Genomic DNA, 20,420 nt, shown 5'->3' on the forward strand with positions numbered 1-20,420 from the left:
GCCCCAATAATCGCCTGACCCGAACCCCTCCGCGAAACCTGCCCCATGCCGATCCGCATCGACGAGGAAATCACCTTCCGCAAGCTCGAAATCCTCCTGGCCTTCATGGAGACGGGCAATCTCACGCGGGCCGCGGAGCGCCTCGATGTCAGCACGGTGAGCGTGCACCGGGCGCTGCATTCGCTGGAGGCCGGTGCGCGGTGTGCGCTGTTTCGCCATGAAGGTCGAAACCTGCATCCGACCGAGGCGGCCCATGCGCTGGCGGAGGTGGCGCGCACCGTGCTGCGCACGATGTCGGAGGGCATCCGGACCACGCGCGAGGTGGCCGGCTATTCGGCCGATCGCATCCGCATCGGCTCGCTCTATTCGCTGACCAACCGCACCGTGCCCGCGCTGGTCATGGGCATGAAGCTGCGCAAGCCGGACATCCAGGCCGAACTCATCCTCGGCTCCAATGCCGACCTGTTGAAGAAGCTGCGCGACGGCGCCGTCGATGCCGCGCTGATGGGCGTGCCCGAGGGCGCGGCCGATGTCGAGTCGGAAGCGCTGTTCCAGGACGACATCTACTTCGCCGCGCCGGTGGGATCGCGCTATTCGGAGATGGCGCAGGTCGACCTGGCCAGTTGCGCCGACGAACGCTTCGTGACCTTGAGCGAAGGCTTCGTCACCTACAGCGGTTTCCTGGATTCGTTCCGCGTGGCCGGCTTCACGCCCAACGTCGTGATGAAGACGGGCGACATCTTCTCGCTCATGAACCTCGTGAGCGGCGGCGTCGGCTGCACGTTGCTGCCGGGCCGGGTGCGCACGGTGATGCCGGACAAGGTGCAGTTCATTCCGCTGCAGCCGAAGTACCTGATGCGCCAGACCATCGCGCTCAACTTCCTGCGCACGCGGGAGCGCGACCCGAACCTGCTGGCGTTGCTGACGGTTTGCCGCACTGCCAGGGGTGAATTGGGGTGAATGCGGGTTAACCCCCGATCGTTTCACTGCGTGTAAAGGTCGCAGGGGCTGCTTCATTGATCGCCCGGGAGGGGGTGCGTACCTTACGTACCCAGGTGCACGGCCCTCGTGCACCGTTCCATAAAACCTGGCGGAGACGAAACGATGAGTGCCCACTGGATATCAATTTGCACGCTGGCCGGCATGTTCGTGCTGGCCACGCTGCTGCCCATCAACATGGGCGTCATTGCCTTTGTCGGAGCCTTCCTGATCGGCACGCTGGTGGCCGGCATGAATGCCAAGGCGATCATGGGCGGCTTTCCGGCCGACCTGTTCCTGACGCTGGTCGGCATCACCTACCTCTTCGCGCTGGCGCAGAACAACGGGACCATCGACTGGCTCGTGAAGCTGGCGGTGCGAGCGGTGCGCGGGCGCATCGCCGCCATCCCGTGGATCATGTTCTTCATCGCGGCGCTGCTCACGGCGGTGGGTGCGGTCAGCCCGGCGGCGGTGGCCATCATTGCGCCCATCGCGCTCGGCTTTGCGGCCAAGTACGGCATCAACCCGCTGATGATGGGCCTGATGGTCGTGCACGGTGCACAGGGCGGCGGCTTCTCGCCGATCAGCATCTACGGTGGCATCACCAACAAGATCGTCGCCAAGGCCGGCCTGCCGCTCAGCGAGATGGCGACCATGTTCGCGAGCCTGGGCGTGAACCTGGCGGTGGCGCTGCTGCTGTTCTTCATGTTCGGTGGCATGAAGCTGATCCGGCAACGGGCCGATGCCAGCGGCGAGATGGCAGCACCCGTGCGTCGCGTGGCCAAGGGGCAGTCCGGCCCGCAGGTGTATGGCGATGCAGAGGGTGAATCGTTCTCGGAAGAGAAGCTCACCGCCAGCTCGGGCGAGGATTCGCTGATGGACCCGGCCAAGGCAGCGCCGGTGGCGCAGGGCTCGCGCGGCTACCAGGTCGCCACCGTCCTCGGCCTGATCGCGCTGGCCGTGCTTACGCTGCTCTTCAAGCAGGACATCGGCTTTGTCTCCATCACCATCGGCCTGCTGCTGACCTTGATGGCGCCCAACCTGCAGAAGCGCGCGCTGGGGCAGGTGTCCTGGCCGGAGATCATGCTGATCGTGGGCGTCAGCACCTATGTCGGCGTGATGGAGAAGATGGGCACCATCGACTTCGTGGGCCACAGCGTGGCGGGGCTCACCTCGCCGTTGATGGCAGCGCTGCTGCTGTGCTTCGTCGGCGCGGTGGTATCGGCCTTCGCTTCTTCGACCGCGGTGCTCGGTTCGCTGATTCCGCTGGCGGTGCCCTTCCTGCAAGGCGATCATGCGGTCAGCGCGATCGGTTTCATCGCGGCAATGGCGGTGTCCTCCACCATCGTCGACGTCAGTCCTTTCTCGACCAACGGCGCGCTGGTGCTGGCCAATGCCAAGGGTGTGGACCGTGACGTGTTCTTCCGCAAGTTGATGGCGTATGGCGCCATCGTGACGGTGGTGGCACCCGTGGTGGTGTGGCTGCTCTTCGTGGTGCTGTGATGCGCAGGCCGGAACCGGATTTCAATGACGGGAAAAAAATGAACGCAAGACACTGGAACACCAAGGCCGACGATCGGGCAGCGCGCCTCGCGCGGGCGGCCGAGGCGCTCGGCGGCAAGCTCGCCGGCAAGCGCGTCGAGGCCGAGGCGATCGGGGCGCTGCTCGAGGCGGTGATCGCCCCCGGTGACCGCGTCTGCCTCGAAGGCAACAACCAGAAGCAGGCCGACTTCCTGGCCAAGGCGCTGGTGCAGGTCGATCCGCAACGCGTGCATCACCTGCACATGGTTCAGTCGGTGCTGGCGCTGCCGGAGCACCTGGACATCTTCGAGAACGGCGTGGCCTCGCGGCTGGACTTCAGCTTCTCCGGGCCGCAGGGTGCGCGGCTGGCCAAGCTGGTGTCGGCCGGGCGCATCGAGATCGGGGCGATCCATACCTATCTCGAACTGTTCTCGCGCTACTTCATCGACCTCACGCCCAAGATCGCGCTGGTCGCGGCGCAGGCGGCCGATGCCGACGGCAACCTCTACACCGGCCCCAACACCGAGGACACGCCGGCCATCGTCGAGGCCACGGCGTTCTCGGGCGGCATCGTCATCGCGCAAGTCAATGAACTGGTGGACGGAAAGACGACGACGCTTCCGCGCATCGACATCCCGGCCGACTGGGTGAGCTTCGTCGTGAAGGCACCCAAGCCCAACTTCATCGAGCCGCTGTTCACCCGCGACCCGGCGCAGATCAGCGAGATCCAGGTGCTGATGGCGATGATGGCAATCAAGGGCATCTATGCCGAATACGGCGTGCAGCGGCTGAACCACGGCATCGGCTTCGACACGGCGGCGATCGAGTTGCTGCTGCCGACGTACGCTGAATCCTTGGGGCTCAAGGGCAAGATCGCCAAGCACTGGGCGCTGAACCCGCATCCGGCGTTGATCCCGGCGATCGAGGCGGGCTGGGTGCAGTCTGTCCATTCCTTCGGCTCCGAACTGGGCATGGAGGACTACATCCGTGCACGCTCCGATGTGTTCTTCACCGGCCCCGATGGCAGCCTGCGCAGCAACCGCGCGTTCTGCCAGGCGGCCGGGCACTATGCCTGCGACCTGTTCATCGGCTCGACCTTGCAGATGGATCTGGATGGCAACAGTTCGACGGCGACGCTGGGCCGCATCTCGGGTTTTGGCGGTGCGCCGAACATGGGCGCGGATGCGCGTGGCCGCCGGCACACCAGCCCGGCCTGGCTCAAGGCCGGCCGCGAAGCCCGCGCCGGCCGAACCGGCGCAGCGGGAACGCCGCGCGGGCAGAAGCTGGTCGTGCAGATGGTCGAAACCTTTCGCGAACACATGCAGCCCGCCTTCGTCGATCGGCTCGATGCCTGGACGCTGCAGGAGCAAGCCGGAATGGAACTGCCGCCGATCATGATCTACGGCGACGACGTGACGCATGTGCTGACCGAAGAGGGCATCGCCAACCTGTTGATGTGCCGCAGCGACGAGGAGCGCGAGCAGGCGATCCGCGGCGTGGCCGGCTATACCTCCGTGGGGCTGGGCCGCGACAAGCGCGCAGTGGAGAACCTGCGCGACCGTGGTGTCATCAAGCGTCCACAGGACCTCGGTATCGACCCGCGCGAGGCCACGCGCAACCTGCTGGCCGCGCGCAGCATGCGCGACCTGGTGCGCGCATCCGGCGGGCTGTACCAGCCGCCCAAGCGCTTCCGCAATTGGTAAGGAGCAACGACATGAGCGACATCCCCGTGGGGCTTGAGACCCTGGACTTTTCTTTCTCCGGCGGCCGACCCGTCGGCGCCTTTTCACCAGTGCTTGTCGGCGTGGTCGGCTCGGGCAACCTGGAAGTGATGCTTGAGGCTTCTGACGGTGACGGCTGCGCGGTGCGTGTCGAGACTTCGGCGCGCGGCTTCGGACCGATCTGGCAAGCCGTCGCCGACGACTTCTTCGCACGCCATCCCATCGGCGGCGTGCGTGTTTCCATCAACGACATGGGCGCCACGCCCGCCGTCGTGAGCCTGCGCCTGGACCAGGCCGTGGCCGAACTGCCCTCGCAAGGAGCCCCCGCATGATCAGCTTTGCCGAATGCTCCGCGCGCGAGCGCATTGCCCTGCTGTTCGACGCGGGCAGCTTTCACGAATGGATTCCGCCAGTCGAGCGCTTGACCAGCCCGCACCTGGCGCAATTGGGCGTGCCCTCGGCCTTTGATGACGGCGTGGCCATCGGGCGTGCGACGCTCGATGGAAAGACGGTGTTCGTCGCCGCGCAAGAGGGTGAGTTCATGGGCGGCGGCGTCGGCGAGGTGCATGGCGCCAAGCTGGTCGGCCTGCTGCAGCGCGCCCTGCGCGACAAGCCCACCGCGGTGGTGGTGTTGGCCGAGTCGGGCGGCGTGCGGTTGCATGAGGCCAATGCCGGCCTGATCGCGGTGTCCGAGGTCATGCGCGCCGTGCTCGATGTGCGCGCGGCCGGCATCCCGGTCGTGTTCCTCATTGGCGGGGCCAATGGATGCTTCGGCGGCATGGGCATCGTCGCGCGCTGCGCGGACTTCATCGTGATGAGCGATGTCGGCCGTCTCGCGATGTCGGGCCCCGAGGTCATCGAGGCCTCGCACGGCGTGGAGGAATACGACTCGCGCGACCGTGCCCTCGTCTGGCGCACCACCGGTGGCAAGCATCGCTGGCTCACTGGCGATTGCGATGCGCTGGTCGAGGACGACGTGGCGGCGTTTCGCGCAGCGGCCATCGCGGCGATGACGGTGTCGCGGCCGGTGACGCTCGAAGCATTGGAAGCCGAGCATGCGCTGCTCGACGCCCGCCTGGCGATGCTGCCGCTCGAATCCGATGGAACAGACCAGGCCACGCGGCTGTGGCATCAACTCGGCATCGACAAGGCCGAGCGTGTGCCGGATCTGGATGTGGACGATGTGCGCGCGCTGCGCGCGGTGTGAACGGGAGCAACGAACATGCAATGGAACGAACTCGCGACCCAACTCTTCGGGCCTTCTCACGGCATCCACGCGGAGGATGACTTCCTGCACGGCGACGTGATCTTCGAGGGCAAGCCGATCACGGTCGTCGGCACCACGAACCATGCGCCGATCGGCGTGGCGCTCGCGCTGGCGCAGGCCCGCGTGATCCTCGACACCATCGCACGCCACCCCGCGCGGCCGATCCTGCTCTTCATCGACACGCAAGGCCAGCAATTGCGCCGCCGCGATGAAACGCTGGGCATCAACCGCGCGATGGCGCACCTGGGCATGTGCATTGACCTCGCACGCCGACGCGGCCACCCGGTGATCGGCCTGGTGTACGACCAGGCGCTGTCGGGCGGCTTCATCACCTCCGGCCTGATCGCGGACGGCTGCTACGCACTGCCCGAAGCCGAGATCCGCGTGATGCGCATTCCGGCGATGGCACGGGTCACCAAGCTGTCCGAGGAGACGCTCACGGCCTTGTCGCAGTCGAACCCGGTGTTCGCGCCGGGCGTGGGCAACTATGTGGCGATGGGTGGCGTCCGCGCGCTGTGGGAAGGCGACTTGCAAGGCGCTCTTCGCGACGCGTTGGTGAACACGCCCGTCGAAGACACCCGTGCGCAGGACGGCGCGGCGCGCGGTGGACGCAAGCTCTCTGCCTCCGTCGTGCAGCGCGTGCTGGCCGCGGCCTGAAGCGGAGGAGGCCGCGACCATGGAAACGCTTCGCAGACATCGACTGGCGCGACTCTCCAGCGCGGGCTGGGACGCGGTGCTGGGCCGTGCGTGGGACGCACAGGCGCGCGAGTGCCTGGCCCATTGGGCACGGCATGAATTGCCGCTGGTCGTGACGCGGCAGACGGCGGACACCGGCGACTGCGACCTGATCGCGCTGGGCCTGCCTGCGCCGGGCCGTTGGGCGCGCCGCCGGCTGGCGTTGCATGTCCCACCGTCGTCGGTGTCGCGCTTCGATGAGTTTCCAACGCTCGCCGAAGTGGTGGACTTGCTGCCGCTGTCCGAGCGCGTGGCCGATGACCTGCGAGCGGGGCTCGCGTCATGCCATGCCACGGCGCACGTCTATGGCAGCTACGGCTGGCAGGCCTTGAGCGGCCTCGATCACATTCGGCAGGGTTCCGATCTCGATCTCTGGATCGCAGTGCGCAGTGTGGCCCACGCCGACAACGTGGCCCATCGCCTGGAGCGCTTCACATCGTCGCGCCTGCGGCTGGACGGAGAAATCATGTTCGCCGACGGCACCGCAGTGGCCTGGCGTGAATGGTCGGATTGGCGTGCGGGCCGCACCCGCGCGGTGATGGTCAAGCAACTGACCGGCCCTTCGCTGCGGCATGACGCGGACTGGTGTGAGGGCGCCCGCCATGCGGCGCTTGCGACTTGAACCGCGTGACGCTGCCACTGCGCAGTGATGCGCCGCTCACCCCGGCGTTCATCGGCCACGCCGCCACGCTGGCGCTGCACGATGAACTCGCGTTGACGCCCAAGCCGGGCCTGGTCACGCTGATCGACCGCGGCGCCCACAGCGACATGGACGCCCACACCTTCATGCGCAGCCTGTTCGCATTGCGCCGGTACTTCGTGCAGATCGCCGAGGCGGGCCAGGCAGGCGCCGGGTTCCCCGAACTCGAACGCCTCGGCATCGCGGCCGAGGCGCGCATGCTGGACGCGACAAGAGGCATCAACACCCACCGCGGCGCCATCTTCATGCTCGGCCTGTTGTGCGCCGCTGCCGGCGCGGTTGCACGCGACAGGGCCCATGCGATGACGCCAAGCGTGCTGCGCGAGGCAATGCAAGTGCGTTGGGGTGACGCGCTCGCCCAACGCAGCCAGCGCGCACCGATCCTGCCCGGTGGCATCGCCACACGCCGGCTCGGCTTGCGCGGCGCGTCGGAGGAAGCGGCGATGGGCTTCCCGGTGCTGTTCCGGACGGCCGTGCCGACGCTGGCCCGCGGCCTTGCCCGTGGCCTGTCGCCGCGCCTGGCAAGGCTCGACACGCTGTTCCATGTGATGGCCGTGCTGGACGACAGCAACCTCGCGCATCGCGGAGGGCTCGAAGGCCTGCGCCATGCACAAGGCGTCGCGCAGGGCTACATCGACCGGGGCGGCAGTGCAGCGCCCGGTGGGCTCGCGGCGGCAGAGACCATCGCAAACGACTTCGTCGTGCGGCGGCTGTCGCCCGGTGGCGCGGCCGACACGCTGGCGGCGGCGTGCTGGGTGATGCGCATCTGTGGGGCTTCATGAGCTTTGCATTGGTCTTCTCCGGCCAGGGCAACCAGCATCCCGCGATGCTGCCCTGGCTGGCCGACGACGCAATGGTCCGGCAGATGCGCGAATGCCTCGGCGTGGACGATTGGCGTGCTGCATTGGCCGACCCGGACTGGGCTGCGAACAATTCCAATGCGCAAACCTTGCTCACCAGCCTCGCCCTCGCCGCGTGGGGCCAGTTGGCGCCGCTCGTCGCATCGCCCTCGGTCATTGCAGGCTACAGCGTTGGTGAACTGGCAGCCTTCAGCGCAGCGGGCGTGATCGACGACGATGTGGCAGCTTCCCTGGCGCCGTTGCGCGCGGCGGCCATGGATGCGTGCGCCGCACGCTTGCCCGGCGGACTGCTCGCCGTGACCGGCATGCCGCAGTCCGCGCTGGCAAGGCTGTGCGCGCTGACCGGCCTGGCGCTGGCGATCCGGAACGGCGTCGAAAGCGTCGTCCTCGGCGGCCCCGTTGCAGCCCTGGAGCAGGCGCAGCAGATCGCGACAGGGCAGGGCGCGCAATGCACCCGCCTGCGCGTCAATGTCGCCTCCCACACGCCCTGGATGCAGGACGCGGCGGAGCATTTCTCGAACGCGTTGGCCGAAGTGCCATTCCGCGCCCCACGCACCGTGCTGTTGAGCAACGCCACCGATCGCATCTTCGATGCAGCTTCGGCAAGGTCGGCGCTCGCAGCCCAGATCGCGCGCACGGTCCGTTGGGACCAATGCATGGAGAGCATTGCCGAGCGCCAGGTGCGCTGCGTGCTGGAAGTCGGACCGGGCCAGGCCCTCACGCGCATGTGGAATCAACGCTACCCCGACATCCCCGCGCGCGCCTGCGACGACTTCCGCAGCCCGGCCGCCATCGCCAGCTGGCTGCGCGCACATGAACACTGAAAAAGACCCGCTCCGCCATTGGCCGAACGACATAGGTTGCATGGCCGGCCCTGTGCGCGTTGCCTCCTCGAAGGGCGCTTCTTCATTGGGAAAAGGGGCGATTCGGCTGTCGAAATCGGCCGCACGGCAGAGTTGTTGCAATTGCAAGATCGGAGCCAAAATGAAACCAGCATGCCCCGTCAAGCGCACCACCTTCGAACCGCGTCATGGTGAATCTCGCCGATTTTTCCGACACATCGTTTCTGGAGCCCTGCAAGCATTGCAATGAGCTGCTGCAGGAGCGGGAGCGATTCTGTCCGTTCTGCGGCACGGACCGGACCGGGGTGGAGGGCGCGCGCGATCCGAGGTTCGATGTCGAGGTGGCCATCGAGCACGGCGGCAGCCGGTCGCTGACGTCCTACGAGATCGACTACCCGCTCGTGGACCCGCAAGACCCGAAGGAAGTCACCGGCCACCCGGTGCCGTCCACCGCGATCATGGAGGAGGTCGGCTCCAACGTCGGCTTCGTGCGGCCCGGCGTGCCCTGGCGGAAGGAAGTGCCCGCTGGCGAGGGCCGGGTGGACTGGTCCGACAGCCCCGTCACTCCCAACCGGCTGATCCTCGGAATCGCGGCGGCGCTCGTGGCCTTGCTGGGGTTCGCCTTTGCGTACGACCATTTCTACCTCGACAAGCAGCGCGAGGCCGCCAAGCTGCGCGAGTTCCGCACGCATGTCGAGTCCGTGCGCAGCGCATTGAGCAGTGGCGACCTGGTGGCCGCGGAGCGTGGCCTGGACCGGCTCGACATCGACTACGCGACCAACCCGACCGTGCAGTCGCTGCAACAGGCGCTCGACCGTCGGTTGCAGGAGCAACGTCAATCCGTCGACGCGCGTGAACCAGGGCCGGAGGCCAGCGCGGCCGTGCCTGCGACCCGACGGGCTCCTGCGTCGACACCCACGCCGGCACCGGCAGCCACGTCGGCCCCGGCACCGACTCCGGCACCGACTCCGGCACCGACTCCGGCACCGACTCCGGCACCGGCACCCGTTGCCGCAGCGGCAGCGCCGCCCGCCCGGCCCGCCACGAGCGAACCGGCGCCGGGGATCACCCCGCGCGAACCCCCGGCGACCGTCCCTGCGAACGCGGTCGGGAACAAAGATTGCAGTGACGCGCTTGCGGCATTGGCGCTGTGCACGAAGAAATAGAGAGAAATAGAGAGCCCGCCCCCAGCGGGGGACCGAGTCGAGACGGCAAGGCCACATCGACGCAAGATGGAGCCGCCAGTCAGGGAACAACGAGAACGGGCCCGGCCTAGGCTGGCGCGACTGTCCACATTTTTTTGCTGGAGCCAGCATGCGAATCAGATCAATCCTCATGGGCCTGTTGTTCATGGTCTTCCTGTCCCCCGCTTTCGCGCAGCAGGCTAGGACGCCGTACAAGATCGTCACGGCGTCGAAGACCGGCACCTACATCCAGATCGGCCGCGACCTTGCCAAGTACGTCGCCGAACCCGCGGGCATCGATCTCGAGGTGCTCGAGTCGAAGGGCTCGGCGGAGAACATCAGCCGCATGCGCTTCGAGCAGGGGGTCAAGTTCGCGCTGGTGCAGTCGGACGTCTACCAGGCCTTCCTCGACGAAGCCAAGGCCGGCAACGCGGATGCCGGCAACATCATCCGTCCGCTGCGGCTCATCATGCCGCTCTATGACGAGGAGATCTACTTCGTCGCCCGGGCCGATTCACCGCTGAACTCGATCCACGAGATCAAGGACAAGAAGCTCGGCGTCGGCCCGATCGGCAGCGGCACCGCGCTCACGTCCCGCACGCTCTACCAGCTGATGTTCGGCGAGCCGATCCCGCAAGCGAATGCGCAGTACCTCAGCAATGAAGACGCGCTGGTCGCACTCACCGTCGACAAGACCATCGACGTCGCCATCATCGTGGCCGGGCAGCCCGCCAAGCTGTTCACTGAAATGCTGCCGGAGGCGCGCAACTACATCAAGATCCTGAAGCTCGACGAGAAGGCCCCGGAAACAGCGCGCGGCCGCAAGACCTACTTCCCCGCGACCATCCGCGCCGCCAGCTATTCGGCATGGCTCACGGCCGACATCCCGACCTGGACCGTCAAGGCCTACCTGGTCACCTATGACTACGGCCTGCAGTCCACCGTCGGCAACCTGACGCAATTTGCCGACTCGCTCTGCGCGAACTTCGACAAGCTGCAGGCCAACGGGCATCAGAAGTGGAAGCAGGTGCGCCTGGAACTGCCGCCGCTCGGCGCCGGCTGGCGCTACTACCCGCCCATCGAAAAGCGCCTTCGTGCCTGCATCGCGGGCAAGACGGCATCCACTGCTGCCGTGGCGTCGCCCGCGCCGGAACGGCCGCGCACGCGGCCCTGCACGGAGCAGGAAGTGGTGCTGGGGCTTTGCAAACGCTAAGCGCAGCACTACCTACTGGTCGCGCATCCTCATCTCGCAGAACTCGCGCACGACCTTCAATGCCGGTGGCTCGGTCAGGCCCGCGAGCGTGACGTACGCGAACTCGGAGCTGAAATCGATGGGCGCGGCGAGTTGCAATTCCACGAGTTCGCCGGCATCGAGGAGGCTTCGGGCAACTTCCCGCACGCCGAAGAAGATGGCATGGCTGTTGCGCACCGTCTCGACGAGACATGACAACTCGTCCGAGTGCAACTGCACCGCTTCACCGAAGTCCAGCGATTGCCCGAAGTGCTCGGCGAGACGATGCACCGTCTCATTGCGAAGTCCCACGCCGCCCGCTGCAATCGGATAGCTCCACAGCGCCTCGGCGGACACCGCTGCGGATTGCGCCAGCGGATGCCGCTTGCTGCACACGAAGGCAAGGCGCATCTTGGGGAACAGGGTGATGCGCAGGTCCGCCTGCGGTGGCACGCCATCGCGATGCAGGACCAGCGCGTCGACCGTGCGTTCCCGCAGCGCCTGCAACTGGCGCTCCGCCGGGCCACCGGACAGAAGGATGCGCACGCGCGGATGGCCCTCCATCACGTGCCTGAGCAAGGGCGCCGACAGCATCGCCGCGGGCGCTGGCCCCAGCCCGAGTCGGACCGTGCCGCCTTCCGACAGCAGCGCGGCGCTGCGTTTCACTTCGGAGATCTCCAGCCCGATGCGGCGGGCTCGCGCCGCGACCACCACGCCCAGCGGCGTCAACTCCTTCACCTTGAGCGAACGCTCGATCAGCGGCCCGCCGATTTCTTCTTCAAGAGCCTGGATGCTTCGGCTGAGTGCCGGCTGGGTGAGATGCACCTTCTCGGCAGCCAGGCTGAACGATCCCGTTTCCGCCACGGCCAGCAGGTGTTGGAGTTGCTGAAGGTTCACGGTCGCATGAGCTTTGGTAATGCGTTGCAGAATTATTATGCATTGGACGTTGCGGCATCGCGTTTCTACGATGGCCGCACACCACAGCGCCAAGCACTGTGCCCACAACCCAACCGGTGGCGTCCATGACCATGCGTTCGTTTCGACATTCGAGTCTCCTGGCGGCCGCCGCGTTGATGGCCGCGAACTTCGCATCGCCGGCCATTGCCCAGCCGTATCCCAGCAAGCCGATCACCGTCGTGGTGCCGGTGGCGGCCGGTGGTGCCGCCGATGCGCTTGCCAGGGCATGGGCCGCCGCGGTCGGCAAGACCCTGGGAACCTCCGTAGTCGTCGACAACAAGCCCGGCGCGAATGGAACGCTCGCTGCCAGCTACGTGGTCAAGCAACCTGCCAACGGCTACACGATCTTCTTCGGCAGCACATCCAACATGTCGCTGAATCCGTTCTCGTACAAGAGCTTGAACTACAACCCGACCCGTGACTTCGATCCGGTCACGATGCTCGCCACGACCAGCCAGGTATTGGTCGCCAGCACCGCATCGGGCATCAAGTCGCTGGACGACCTGGTGCGAGTCGCCAGGGCCAAGCCGGGCTCGGTCGACTTCGGCTCGGCGGGCAAGGGCAACTCGACCCACCTGTATGTGCAGTTCGTGGCGGACGCCTACGGACTCGACCTGGTCCACGTGCCGTACAAGGGGGCGGCACCGGCCATGATGGGCTTGCTCGCCGGCGAGACCTCCGTCGTGTCGGATGCCCTGTCCAGCGTTGTGCCGCAGGTCAAGACCGGGAAGATCACGCCGCTGGCCATCTTCGGGCGCCATCGCTCGGCCGCGCTGCCCAACGTGCCGACCATCTACGAGGCGGGCGTGAAGAACTTCCCCGAGGCAGGTTGGTATGGCCTGGTGGTGCCGAAGGGAACGCCGCCGGAGGTGATCGCGACGCTCAACGCGGCGACGGCGAAGTTCTGGGCCGACCCTGAAACCAAGTCGAGCCTCGCCGCGCTGTACATGGATCCACCCACCTCGCTCGGACCGGAGGGCGTCCGGAAGGCGATGGCAGAGGAGGCCAGCGTCTGGGGTCCGATCATCACGCGGCTCGGCATCCAGAACGATTGAGGCTCGTCATGACCAGCAATCCCCAAAGCATCGCCGCGACGATCGCACAACCGCGCGAGCACCTGCCGCGCGGCGAAGACTTCCTTCTCTTTTCCCCGCCCCGGCAGGCCTATGGCTACCGCAACGTCGACAAGCTGTTCGCCACGCGCGTGATACGCCGCGGTGCAGAGCGCATCGAACTGCCACGGGGCCCGGAGATCAGCCCCCGCTACGAGCGCGACGGCGCGCTGGTCGATGTCGGGAGCTTCATGGACCGCAACGACGTGGCGGGGCTGCTCGTGATCAAGAACGGGCAGGTGGTCCACGAGCGATACGGCCTCGGACTCCAGCCGCACGATCGATGGACCACGATGTCCATGGTCAAGTCGATGACCGCGTTGCTGGTCGGCGCCGCGGTCCATGATGGCGCCATCGCGAGCATCGACGACCGGGTCGTGCGCTACCTGCCGAGCCTCATCGGGTCCGGGTATGAGAACGTCACGGTCCGCCATCTCCTCACCATGTCCTCGGGCGTCGCCTGGACCGAGGACTACACGGACAAGGAGTCCGACGTCGGCCGCTACAGCCGATCGCTGGGCAACAAGGTTCCGGGCGGCGTGCTGGCGATGATGCAAGGGCTTCGACCCGCCCATCCGCCCGGAACGGCGTGGCACTACAACACCGGCGATACCTACCTGCTCGGCGCCCTGGTCAGCGCAGCCGTGGGGCAGACCCTGGCGGACTACATGTCCGACCGGATCTGGAAGCCGTGCGGCATGGAGTTCGATGGCTACTACACGCTGGAATCGGACGGCGGCCAGGAGATCGGCGGCAGCCGGGCGGGGATGGCGCTGCGCGACCTTGGCCGCATCGGGAAGTTCGTGCTCGACGACGGCTTGGTCGGCACCCGGCGTGTGCTGCCCGAGGGCTGGGTCGATCATGCGGGCCGCCGCGCCTTCAGCATTCCCGCGACCTTTGAATCGGCCTCGCGTCGCGCGCTCGGATTGACGGGCTACGGCTTCAGCTGGTGGCTCACGGACGACGGCGGGATGATGGCCATGGGACATTCGGGACAACGGCTCTATGTCCATCGCGCCGAGAGACTCGTGGTCGTCAACCTGGCGGTGTATCCGGAACCTCACTACGCGAGCGCCGAGGCGCACAACCGCGATTCGGAGTTGCGCGGTCTCATCGACGCCATTCGCGCCGCGTCCTAGGCAGCGCGGACCGTCCCGACAGCGTCCCGGACATCGGGAGACGCGCTGAATCGCGATGCGACAGGTCGATGCAGTCGCTGCATTGAGTCATCGACCAATATGCAATGGACGCAACGCTGCCCAGGTTCAACAATCGAACCTGTCAGGCAGCAACCGCGGCACGCCTGCCGGGATTGCGGAAATGGCACCCGGCATGATCGACGCCGGGCCCCAGCCGTGAACCCCTTCCATTCCATCGCAAACCTTCAGTACACAAGAGACAACAACGCATGAAGCCTTTCCATCGAACCCTGGTCGCCGCGCTCATCGCATCGGCATTCGTTCCCTTCGCATTCGCCCAGCAGGACATCGCACCCAAGTCTGCGACGCAAGCCACGATCCGCGCCAACCAGGCCGTCGCCAAGGCCATGGCCATGGACGACAAGACCGACACCGACGAAGCCACCCGCGGCCTCATTGCGCAGTTCCCTGACGCCGTCGTCAAGGGCGCGAACGGCAACACCGTCTGGGACCAGACCCGCTTCTCGACCTTCATGAAGGGCGATGCGCCGGCCACGGTGAACCCCAACCTCTGGCGCCATGAAAAGCTGGAGAACGCCAGCGGCCTGTTCAAGGTCACCGACGGCATCTACCAGATCCGCGGCCTCGACCTGGCCAACATGACGCTGGTCGAAGGCAAGACCGGCTGGATCGTCATCGACCCGATCTTCACTGCCGAAATGGCCCGGGCCACGCTGGCCTTTACCATGAAGCAACTCGGCAGCACCAAGCCGGTCGTGGCCGTGATCTACACCCACAGCCATGCGGACCACTTCGGCGGCATCCGCGGCGTGATCGACGAGGCCGACGTCAAGGCCGGCAAGGTCAAGATCTATGCGCCCGAAGCCTTCATGGACAGTGCCATCGCAGAGAACGTGCTGGCCGGCAACGCCATGTCGCGCCGCGCCACCTACCAGTTCGGCACCGGCCTCGAAGCCAACGACCGCCAGGCCGTCGGCGGTGGCCTTGGCAAGGCCCTCACTTCCGGCACGCCGGGCCTGGTCCCGCCGACCGACTACATCACCAAGACCGGCCAGGAAGCCACCATCGACGGCGTGCGCATCGTCTTCCAGATGGCGCAGAACTCCGAGGCGCCCTCGGAAATGATGTTCTATTTCCCCGACAAGAAGGCCTTGTGCGCGGCGGAAGTCATCACCAAGACGATGCACAACATCTACACCATCCGCGGCGCCAAGGTGCGCGACGCGCTGTCGTGGAGCAAGTACATCAACTCCACGCTGGACCTCTACCCGGACGCCGAAGTGGTCTTCGCCAGCCATCACTGGCCGACCTTCGGCAAGGACAACATCCACAAGTACCTGACCAACCAGCGCGACACCTACCGCTTCCTCCATGACCAGGCGCTGAACCTGGCCAACAAGGGCTACACGATGGACGAGATCGGGGATGCAAAGTTCTTCCCCAAGGGCCTGGCCGCTGATTCCAGCACCCACGGCTACTACGGCTCGCTCAGCCACAACCTGCGCGGTGTCTACAACTTCTACCTGGGCTACTACGACGCCAATCCGGCCACGCTGAACAGGCTGCCGCCGACCGACCTGTCCAAGCGCTACATCGCCGCGATGGGTGGCGAGGCAAAGGCGCTCGAAGTCGCACGCAAGGCCTTCGACGAGGGCGACTACCGCTGGACCGTGGAGGTGACCAACCGCATCGTGTTCGCCAACCCGGCCAACACCGCCGCCAAGCTGCTGGAGGCCGACGCCTTCGAACAACTGGGCTACCAGGCCGAAGCCGGCACCTGGCGCAATGCCTACCTGGTGGGCGCACGCGAGCTGCGCCAGGGCGTCATCAAGCCGCCGTCATCGAGCCAGGGCCCGGACGTGGTGCGCGGCATGGACAACGAACTGCTGTTCGACTACATCGCGCTGCGCCTCGATCACGAGAAGACCGACGGCATGAAGGCCTCCATCCAGATGGAGTTCACCGACCTCAAGGAAACCTGGGCGCTGGAGCTGTCGAACTCGGTGCTCAACAACACCAAGGGCCGCGTGTTGAAGCAGCCCGACGTCAAGCTCACGCTGACGCGCCCGGCCTTCCTGGCGATGCTGCTGCAGGGCAAGAAGCTGCCGGAGCTGGTCGAGGCGAAGATGGTGAGCGTGGAGGGCGATCCGAAGGTGCTGGCCAGCGTGTTCTCGAACGTCGAGACCTTCGACCCGCACTTCAATATCGTCACGCCTTGACGCAGTCGTCAAACCCGGCAACGGGGCCCGTCCGCCAGGCAGACGGGGATCATTGACGCGCGCAAAGGCAGCGGCGTAACTTGTTCGACCGACTCAGAAAGTGCGCGGTCGACAAGCCGATTCGATCCGATTCGGCGCGCTGCGCTCGTGTCGTCGAGGTGGCACACGACGCTTCGCACAGCGCTCCACTTGAGCACGGCGTCGGTACTTTGCCTCGCGGCCGCACTGGCGTCGGCCGCGGACGGGTCCGGCCAGGTTGCAAGGATCGGTGTCCTTCCGCCTGGCCGTGCGACAGCACTGTCTGCGGCGCTCCGCCTTGTTCTGCGCGTGATTGCAAAGTCGTATGCGCGTTTGGCGAGCGGCATGGTCAGGGTGCAGGGGCCATCGCGCGGGCTTGCGCTGGCACTCGCCACGCCGCCAGTTCCTCTCCGCAAAGCCCCGCGGAGGCGTACGATGGGCGGTGTCTGCAACTGCTCCTTCACAAGGTTCAGAGCGCTGCGCGGCCGCCCGAAGGCGCTCGCACCGCAGCGCACAGCGCGGAGGTTTCCTGATGAGCGACCCCGACTTCACGACCCTGCGGCAAATCATGGTTGCGGAAATCACCGCGAAGACGATCTTTGCCACCTCATACCTCGGAAAGGCGGCGCTGCGTCGGCCTGTCATGGCGGCAATAGGCAAGGTGCCGCGCCACGAGTTCGTGCCCTTCGAGCTGCGGCCCTATGCGTACGTCGATTCGCCGCTGCCCATCGGCTTCGGCAAGACCATCTCGCAGCCCTTCATCGTTGCCGTGATGACCGACCTGCTCGACGTGCAGCCGACCGACAAGGTGCTGGAGATCGGCACCGGGCTTGGCTACCAGTCGGCGGTGCTGGCCGAACTCGCGACGCAGGTCTACAGCGTGGAACTGATCGAGGAACTGGCCAGCCAGGCCCGGCGCCGGCTGGTGCAGCAAGGGCATCTGAATGTCGAGATCAAGGTTGGCAACGGCTGCAACGGCTGGCCGGAACACGCGCCCTTCGACAAGGTGATCGTGACTGCAGCCCCGGAACTGATCCCGCCCGCGCTCACCTACCAATTGAAGCCCGGCGGCAAGATGGTGATCCCCGCCGGGCTGCCCGATGCGCAGCAATTGATCGTGGTCGACAAGGACGAGAGCGGATCGCTGGCGACGCGCGAGATCTTCGCGGTGATGTTCTCGACGCTGGAAGACGCCTAGCGTTTGACCAGGCGATTGCACGGTGATCGACGAACACGCGGACCTTGGATCACATCGATTGCCGCACTTGTCACCAACGTTGCGGGACTGGCGTGCAACACGTCGTCAACGCCGTCGGAATCTCATCGCTGATGATCGTGAACTTCGTGGGGGAGTGGAGGATGACGAAGGGCCTGTTGCAGGTTCAGGCGATGCGGCGGAACCAGAGCAGCGAGAGCAGGGCAGCCACGATCGCGATCACCGCCGACACCAGCGCCAGCACACCGGCCAGTTCGGTTTCCCGCGTCACCACCTGCACGCGCGTGCCCAGGTTTTCATAAACGCTGCGCAGCTTCTCCGCCGTCCCGGCATGGAAGTACTCGCCGCCGGTCATGCGCGCCACTTCGCGCAAGGTCGCTTCGTCCAGCTTGAGGTAGATCGCCATGCCCTCGGGCGCGCCGGCCTCGCCATCCACCGTGCCCAGCCCGACGGCGTAGACGCGCACGCCGCGGTCGGCCGCCATCTTTGCCGCTTCCAGCGTGTCGACGCCGGTGGTCCGGCGGCCGTCGCTCAGGAGGATGATCGCGGCGGAGTTGTACGACCCCGGCGCCACCGGCGTGAATTCGCGCGGGGGCGCCTTGGCTTGCGCGTCCAGGCTGCGTCCCTGCGGCTTTCCGTTGCCGTAGCCGCCGCCGAAGCTCAGGTCGGCCAGGTCGATGCCGTGCTCCGGAAACAGCTCCGCCAGGCTCAGCACGATGGCATTGCCGACCGCCGTGCCCATCTGCATCTGGAAGGCGTCGATGCCTGCGACCAGCGCCGCGCGGTCGAGCGTGGCGCGTTGCGCAACCTGGCTGCTGGCCGCGAAGGTGACGAGCCCGACCTCGATGTCCTTGGGCAGCTCACGCAGGAACAGCTTGGCCGCGTCCTGCGCGGCCTCCAGCCGGGTCGGCTTGACGTCGCTGACGCGCATGCTGAGCGACACGTCGATGGCCAGCATGATGGTGGAGCGCGCCCAAGGCAGCGGCACCCGCGCGACCGGTCGCGCCGCAGCGAGCAGCATCCCCGCGAAAGCCAGCAGCAGCAGCGCCGGCGGCAAGTGCCGGCGCCAGCTGCGGCCTGCCGCCGCCGGTCGCACGATGCCCAGGCTGCTGTAGCGCAAGGCCGTCCTGTTCCGGCGGCGCAGCAGCCACAGGTAGGCCAGCGGCAGCAAGGCCAGCGCCGGCAACAACCAGAGGTATTGAGGCCAGAGGAAGGACATGGCCGGCCTCAGCCTGAAAACCCGCCGCCATCAAGAAACTGTTGCTCGCCCGCCGTGCTGCTGCGCCCCAGCGCCGCGTTGCGATGCGGAAAGCGGCCGAAGCGCTCGATGATCTCGCGATGGTGCACGGCGTAGCGCGCCTGCTCTTCGCTCAGCGTGGCGCAGAGCGCGACACAACGGTGCTGGTCATCCAGCGATTCCGAGTGCATGAACGGCAGGTAGAAGAACGCGCGCAATTCCGGTTCGTCGATGCGCTGGTCGAGGCCGGCATCGACCGCCGCGCGAGCGATGGCCCGTGCCTTGCCATCGGTTGCGAACATGTGGCCGCTGCCGCGCCAGGCGTTGCGCGGCAACTGGTCCAGCAGGATCAAAAGGGCCAGCGCGCCTTCTGCATCCTCGGCCCAGCGGTCGAGTTCGCCGCCCGCGGCGGCATGGTGAACACCCTCGAAACGCGCCTTGAACTCGACATCGAAGCCGGCGTCCTTGGCGAACCAGCGCCGCGGCCCGGCCTCGCGCCAGAAGGCAACGACATCACGCGCGCAGGGCTGGGAGTCCATGCATCGGATGATGCCACCGCGCCTGCTGGAATGCGATGGGCAGGGGCGTTCACCGACTTTGCCCGAAGTCCGCGAGAGGCGTCCATGACGGATCGACGAGCGTTCATCGGCGGCGCCACGCCGGCCTCATTGCGTCGCATGGCTTGGTCGCTGGAAGAGATCGCGCGGAATGTGGAGGCGAAGTCGAAGGTGTACGGGGAACTGGTGGTGCGGGGGAATATCAGCCTGGATTGACAGACGCCTTGGCGGTACTCTCTACGGATGCTTCCCATCACATCTCAGCAGGAGTTTCTTGCGCGCGGTCGTGCTTCGTTGAAACGGGCAGCGAAGGCAGGGGAGTACTACTCTGCAAAAGATGCGCTGGATTTGATGCAGGCGCGGCTTGACGCGCGCCTGGCAAGACTCCGCTCCGACAAAGGCAAGCCTGGCAAGTCCGTTGCCTCGTGACGAAGCTCCCGCGGACGGTGTGTGACGCTAGAGGCCTGCCACGTGCCTCAGCCTCGCAACGAGGGGCCACATGTTGATGACGCCCAGCCAGTGCAGCACGATGCCAATGGCCAGCAAGATCCCGCCGACCTTCAGCGCAACAGCCAGCACCTTGAGTGCGATGTAAAGCGCTGCGCCTGCCAAAGCGCCTGCCACCGCCGCCACGCCCGCATAGACCGCGAGCGTGCCGAGCGAGCATCCGCCATGGAGCAGCATGTAGCCGACACAGAGGACCGCGAACAGCCCGGCGCCGGACTTTGCCGAGGTCGCCAGGGTTTCCGGCTGCACGATGGTTGAGCCACCGCCCCGAGTGCTGCCGCCGGGCGCATGCCAGTGGCCGGGAGCCGATGTATCATCGCCCCGCTCGAGTAGGTCCTTGCGGCGTGCGCGGCGTCGCGCTGCTCTTGAGCACGTTGCCGCTCCCGGACCGCGACGCC

Annotated in this window: 20 protein-coding genes; 16 read left to right on the plus strand and 4 right to left on the minus strand. The window is 66.5% G+C overall.

Going from position 1 to position 20,420, the window contains the following annotated elements; all coding sequences use genetic code 11:
- Positions 1-45: 45 nt before the first annotated feature.
- From WKW82_RS32500 to WKW82_RS32550, 11 genes are all read left to right on the plus strand, one after another.
- Entirely contained in the window at positions 46-960 is a 915-nt protein-coding gene (locus tag WKW82_RS32500) for a LysR family transcriptional regulator (RefSeq protein ID WP_340347017.1), read from the plus strand.
- A 144-nt stretch (positions 961-1,104) separates the two neighbouring features.
- Complete coding sequence (locus WKW82_RS32505) at positions 1,105-2,481, plus strand: SLC13 family permease (RefSeq protein ID WP_340347019.1); 1,377 nt, start codon at positions 1,105-1,107, stop codon at positions 2,479-2,481.
- Between the two features lie 38 nt (positions 2,482-2,519).
- Positions 2,520-4,202, plus strand: a complete 1,683-nt coding sequence (gene mdcA / locus WKW82_RS32510; RefSeq protein ID WP_340347020.1) for a malonate decarboxylase subunit alpha — start codon at positions 2,520-2,522, stop codon at positions 4,200-4,202.
- Positions 4,203-4,213: 11 nt separating this feature from the next.
- Complete coding sequence (mdcC, locus tag WKW82_RS32515) at positions 4,214-4,552, plus strand: malonate decarboxylase acyl carrier protein (RefSeq protein WP_340347022.1); 339 nt, start codon at positions 4,214-4,216, stop codon at positions 4,550-4,552.
- Complete coding sequence (locus WKW82_RS32520) at positions 4,549-5,427, plus strand: biotin-independent malonate decarboxylase subunit beta (protein ID WP_340347024.1); 879 nt, start codon at positions 4,549-4,551, stop codon at positions 5,425-5,427. Before mdcC ends, WKW82_RS32520 begins: the two co-directional genes overlap by 4 nt.
- A gap of 15 nt (positions 5,428-5,442) precedes the next feature.
- Positions 5,443-6,144, plus strand: a complete 702-nt coding sequence (locus tag WKW82_RS32525) for a biotin-independent malonate decarboxylase subunit gamma (RefSeq protein WP_340347025.1) — start codon at positions 5,443-5,445, stop codon at positions 6,142-6,144.
- A gap of 19 nt (positions 6,145-6,163) precedes the next feature.
- The gene (gene mdcG / locus WKW82_RS32530; RefSeq protein WP_340347027.1) at positions 6,164-6,844 is read left to right on the plus strand and encodes a malonate decarboxylase holo-[acyl-carrier-protein] synthase; all 681 of its coding nucleotides are present in this window, start codon (positions 6,164-6,166) and stop codon (positions 6,842-6,844) included.
- Positions 6,845-6,849: 5 nt separating this feature from the next.
- A complete protein-coding gene (locus WKW82_RS32535; RefSeq protein ID WP_340347029.1) occupies positions 6,850-7,704 on the plus strand; it encodes a triphosphoribosyl-dephospho-CoA synthase in 855 nt (284 codons plus the stop codon).
- Complete coding sequence (locus tag WKW82_RS32540) at positions 7,701-8,606, plus strand: acyltransferase domain-containing protein (RefSeq protein ID WP_340347031.1); 906 nt, start codon at positions 7,701-7,703, stop codon at positions 8,604-8,606. The genes WKW82_RS32535 and WKW82_RS32540 overlap by 4 nt, the downstream gene beginning before the upstream one ends.
- Positions 8,607-8,812: 206 nt before the next feature.
- On the plus strand, positions 8,813-9,790 hold the full coding sequence (locus WKW82_RS32545; protein WP_340347033.1) for a zinc ribbon domain-containing protein: 978 nt from the start codon (positions 8,813-8,815) through the stop codon (positions 9,788-9,790).
- Between the two features lie 148 nt (positions 9,791-9,938).
- Entirely contained in the window at positions 9,939-11,021 is a 1,083-nt protein-coding gene (locus WKW82_RS32550) for a TAXI family TRAP transporter solute-binding subunit (RefSeq protein ID WP_340347034.1), read from the plus strand.
- A 12-nt stretch (positions 11,022-11,033) separates the two neighbouring features.
- On the opposite strand, the gene WKW82_RS32555 is transcribed toward WKW82_RS32550, so the two are convergent.
- Positions 11,034-11,936 (minus strand): LysR family transcriptional regulator, encoded by a 903-nt coding sequence (locus WKW82_RS32555; protein WP_340347035.1) that lies wholly within the window; start codon positions 11,934-11,936, stop codon positions 11,034-11,036.
- A 125-nt stretch (positions 11,937-12,061) separates the two neighbouring features.
- On the opposite strand from WKW82_RS32555, the gene WKW82_RS32560 reads away from it, so the two are divergent.
- From WKW82_RS32560 to WKW82_RS32575, 4 genes are all read left to right on the plus strand, one after another.
- The gene (locus WKW82_RS32560; protein WP_340347036.1) at positions 12,062-13,051 is read left to right on the plus strand and encodes a Bug family tripartite tricarboxylate transporter substrate binding protein; all 990 of its coding nucleotides are present in this window, start codon (positions 12,062-12,064) and stop codon (positions 13,049-13,051) included.
- Positions 13,052-13,059: 8 nt separating this feature from the next.
- Positions 13,060-14,247, plus strand: a complete 1,188-nt coding sequence (locus WKW82_RS32565; RefSeq protein ID WP_340347037.1) for a serine hydrolase domain-containing protein — start codon at positions 13,060-13,062, stop codon at positions 14,245-14,247.
- A 269-nt stretch (positions 14,248-14,516) separates the two neighbouring features.
- Positions 14,517-16,487: an alkyl/aryl-sulfatase gene (locus WKW82_RS32570; protein ID WP_340347038.1), complete on the plus strand. Its 1,971-nt coding sequence runs from the start codon at positions 14,517-14,519 to the stop codon at positions 16,485-16,487.
- 550 nt (positions 16,488-17,037) lie between these two features.
- Positions 17,038-17,703 (plus strand): protein-L-isoaspartate(D-aspartate) O-methyltransferase, encoded by a 666-nt coding sequence (locus WKW82_RS32575; protein ID WP_340347039.1) that lies wholly within the window; start codon positions 17,038-17,040, stop codon positions 17,701-17,703.
- Between the two features lie 184 nt (positions 17,704-17,887).
- On the opposite strand, the gene WKW82_RS32580 is transcribed toward WKW82_RS32575, so the two are convergent.
- Both WKW82_RS32580 and WKW82_RS32585 read right to left on the minus strand, forming a co-directional pair.
- Positions 17,888-18,940 (minus strand): VWA domain-containing protein, encoded by a 1,053-nt coding sequence (locus WKW82_RS32580; RefSeq protein WP_340347040.1) that lies wholly within the window; start codon positions 18,938-18,940, stop codon positions 17,888-17,890.
- Positions 18,941-18,948: 8 nt separating this feature from the next.
- Positions 18,949-19,497, minus strand: a complete 549-nt coding sequence (locus tag WKW82_RS32585) for a DUF924 family protein (protein WP_340347042.1) — start codon at positions 19,495-19,497, stop codon at positions 18,949-18,951.
- An 84-nt stretch (positions 19,498-19,581) separates the two neighbouring features.
- Between WKW82_RS32585 and WKW82_RS32590 the strand changes: the two genes are divergently transcribed.
- Positions 19,582-19,731 carry a hypothetical protein gene (locus tag WKW82_RS32590; RefSeq protein ID WP_340347044.1) on the plus strand — a complete coding sequence of 50 codons (150 nt, stop codon included), beginning with the start codon at positions 19,582-19,584 and terminating at the stop codon, positions 19,729-19,731.
- Between the two features lie 240 nt (positions 19,732-19,971).
- On the opposite strand, the gene WKW82_RS32595 is transcribed toward WKW82_RS32590, so the two are convergent.
- Positions 19,972-20,271: a hypothetical protein gene (locus WKW82_RS32595; RefSeq protein WP_340347046.1), complete on the minus strand. Its 300-nt coding sequence runs from the start codon at positions 20,269-20,271 to the stop codon at positions 19,972-19,974.
- Between the last annotated feature and the right edge of the window lie 149 nt (positions 20,272-20,420).

The sequence above is a fragment of the Variovorax rhizosphaerae genome (assembly GCF_037889975.1).
GTDB lineage: Bacteria > Pseudomonadota > Gammaproteobacteria > Burkholderiales > Burkholderiaceae_C > Variovorax > Variovorax rhizosphaerae.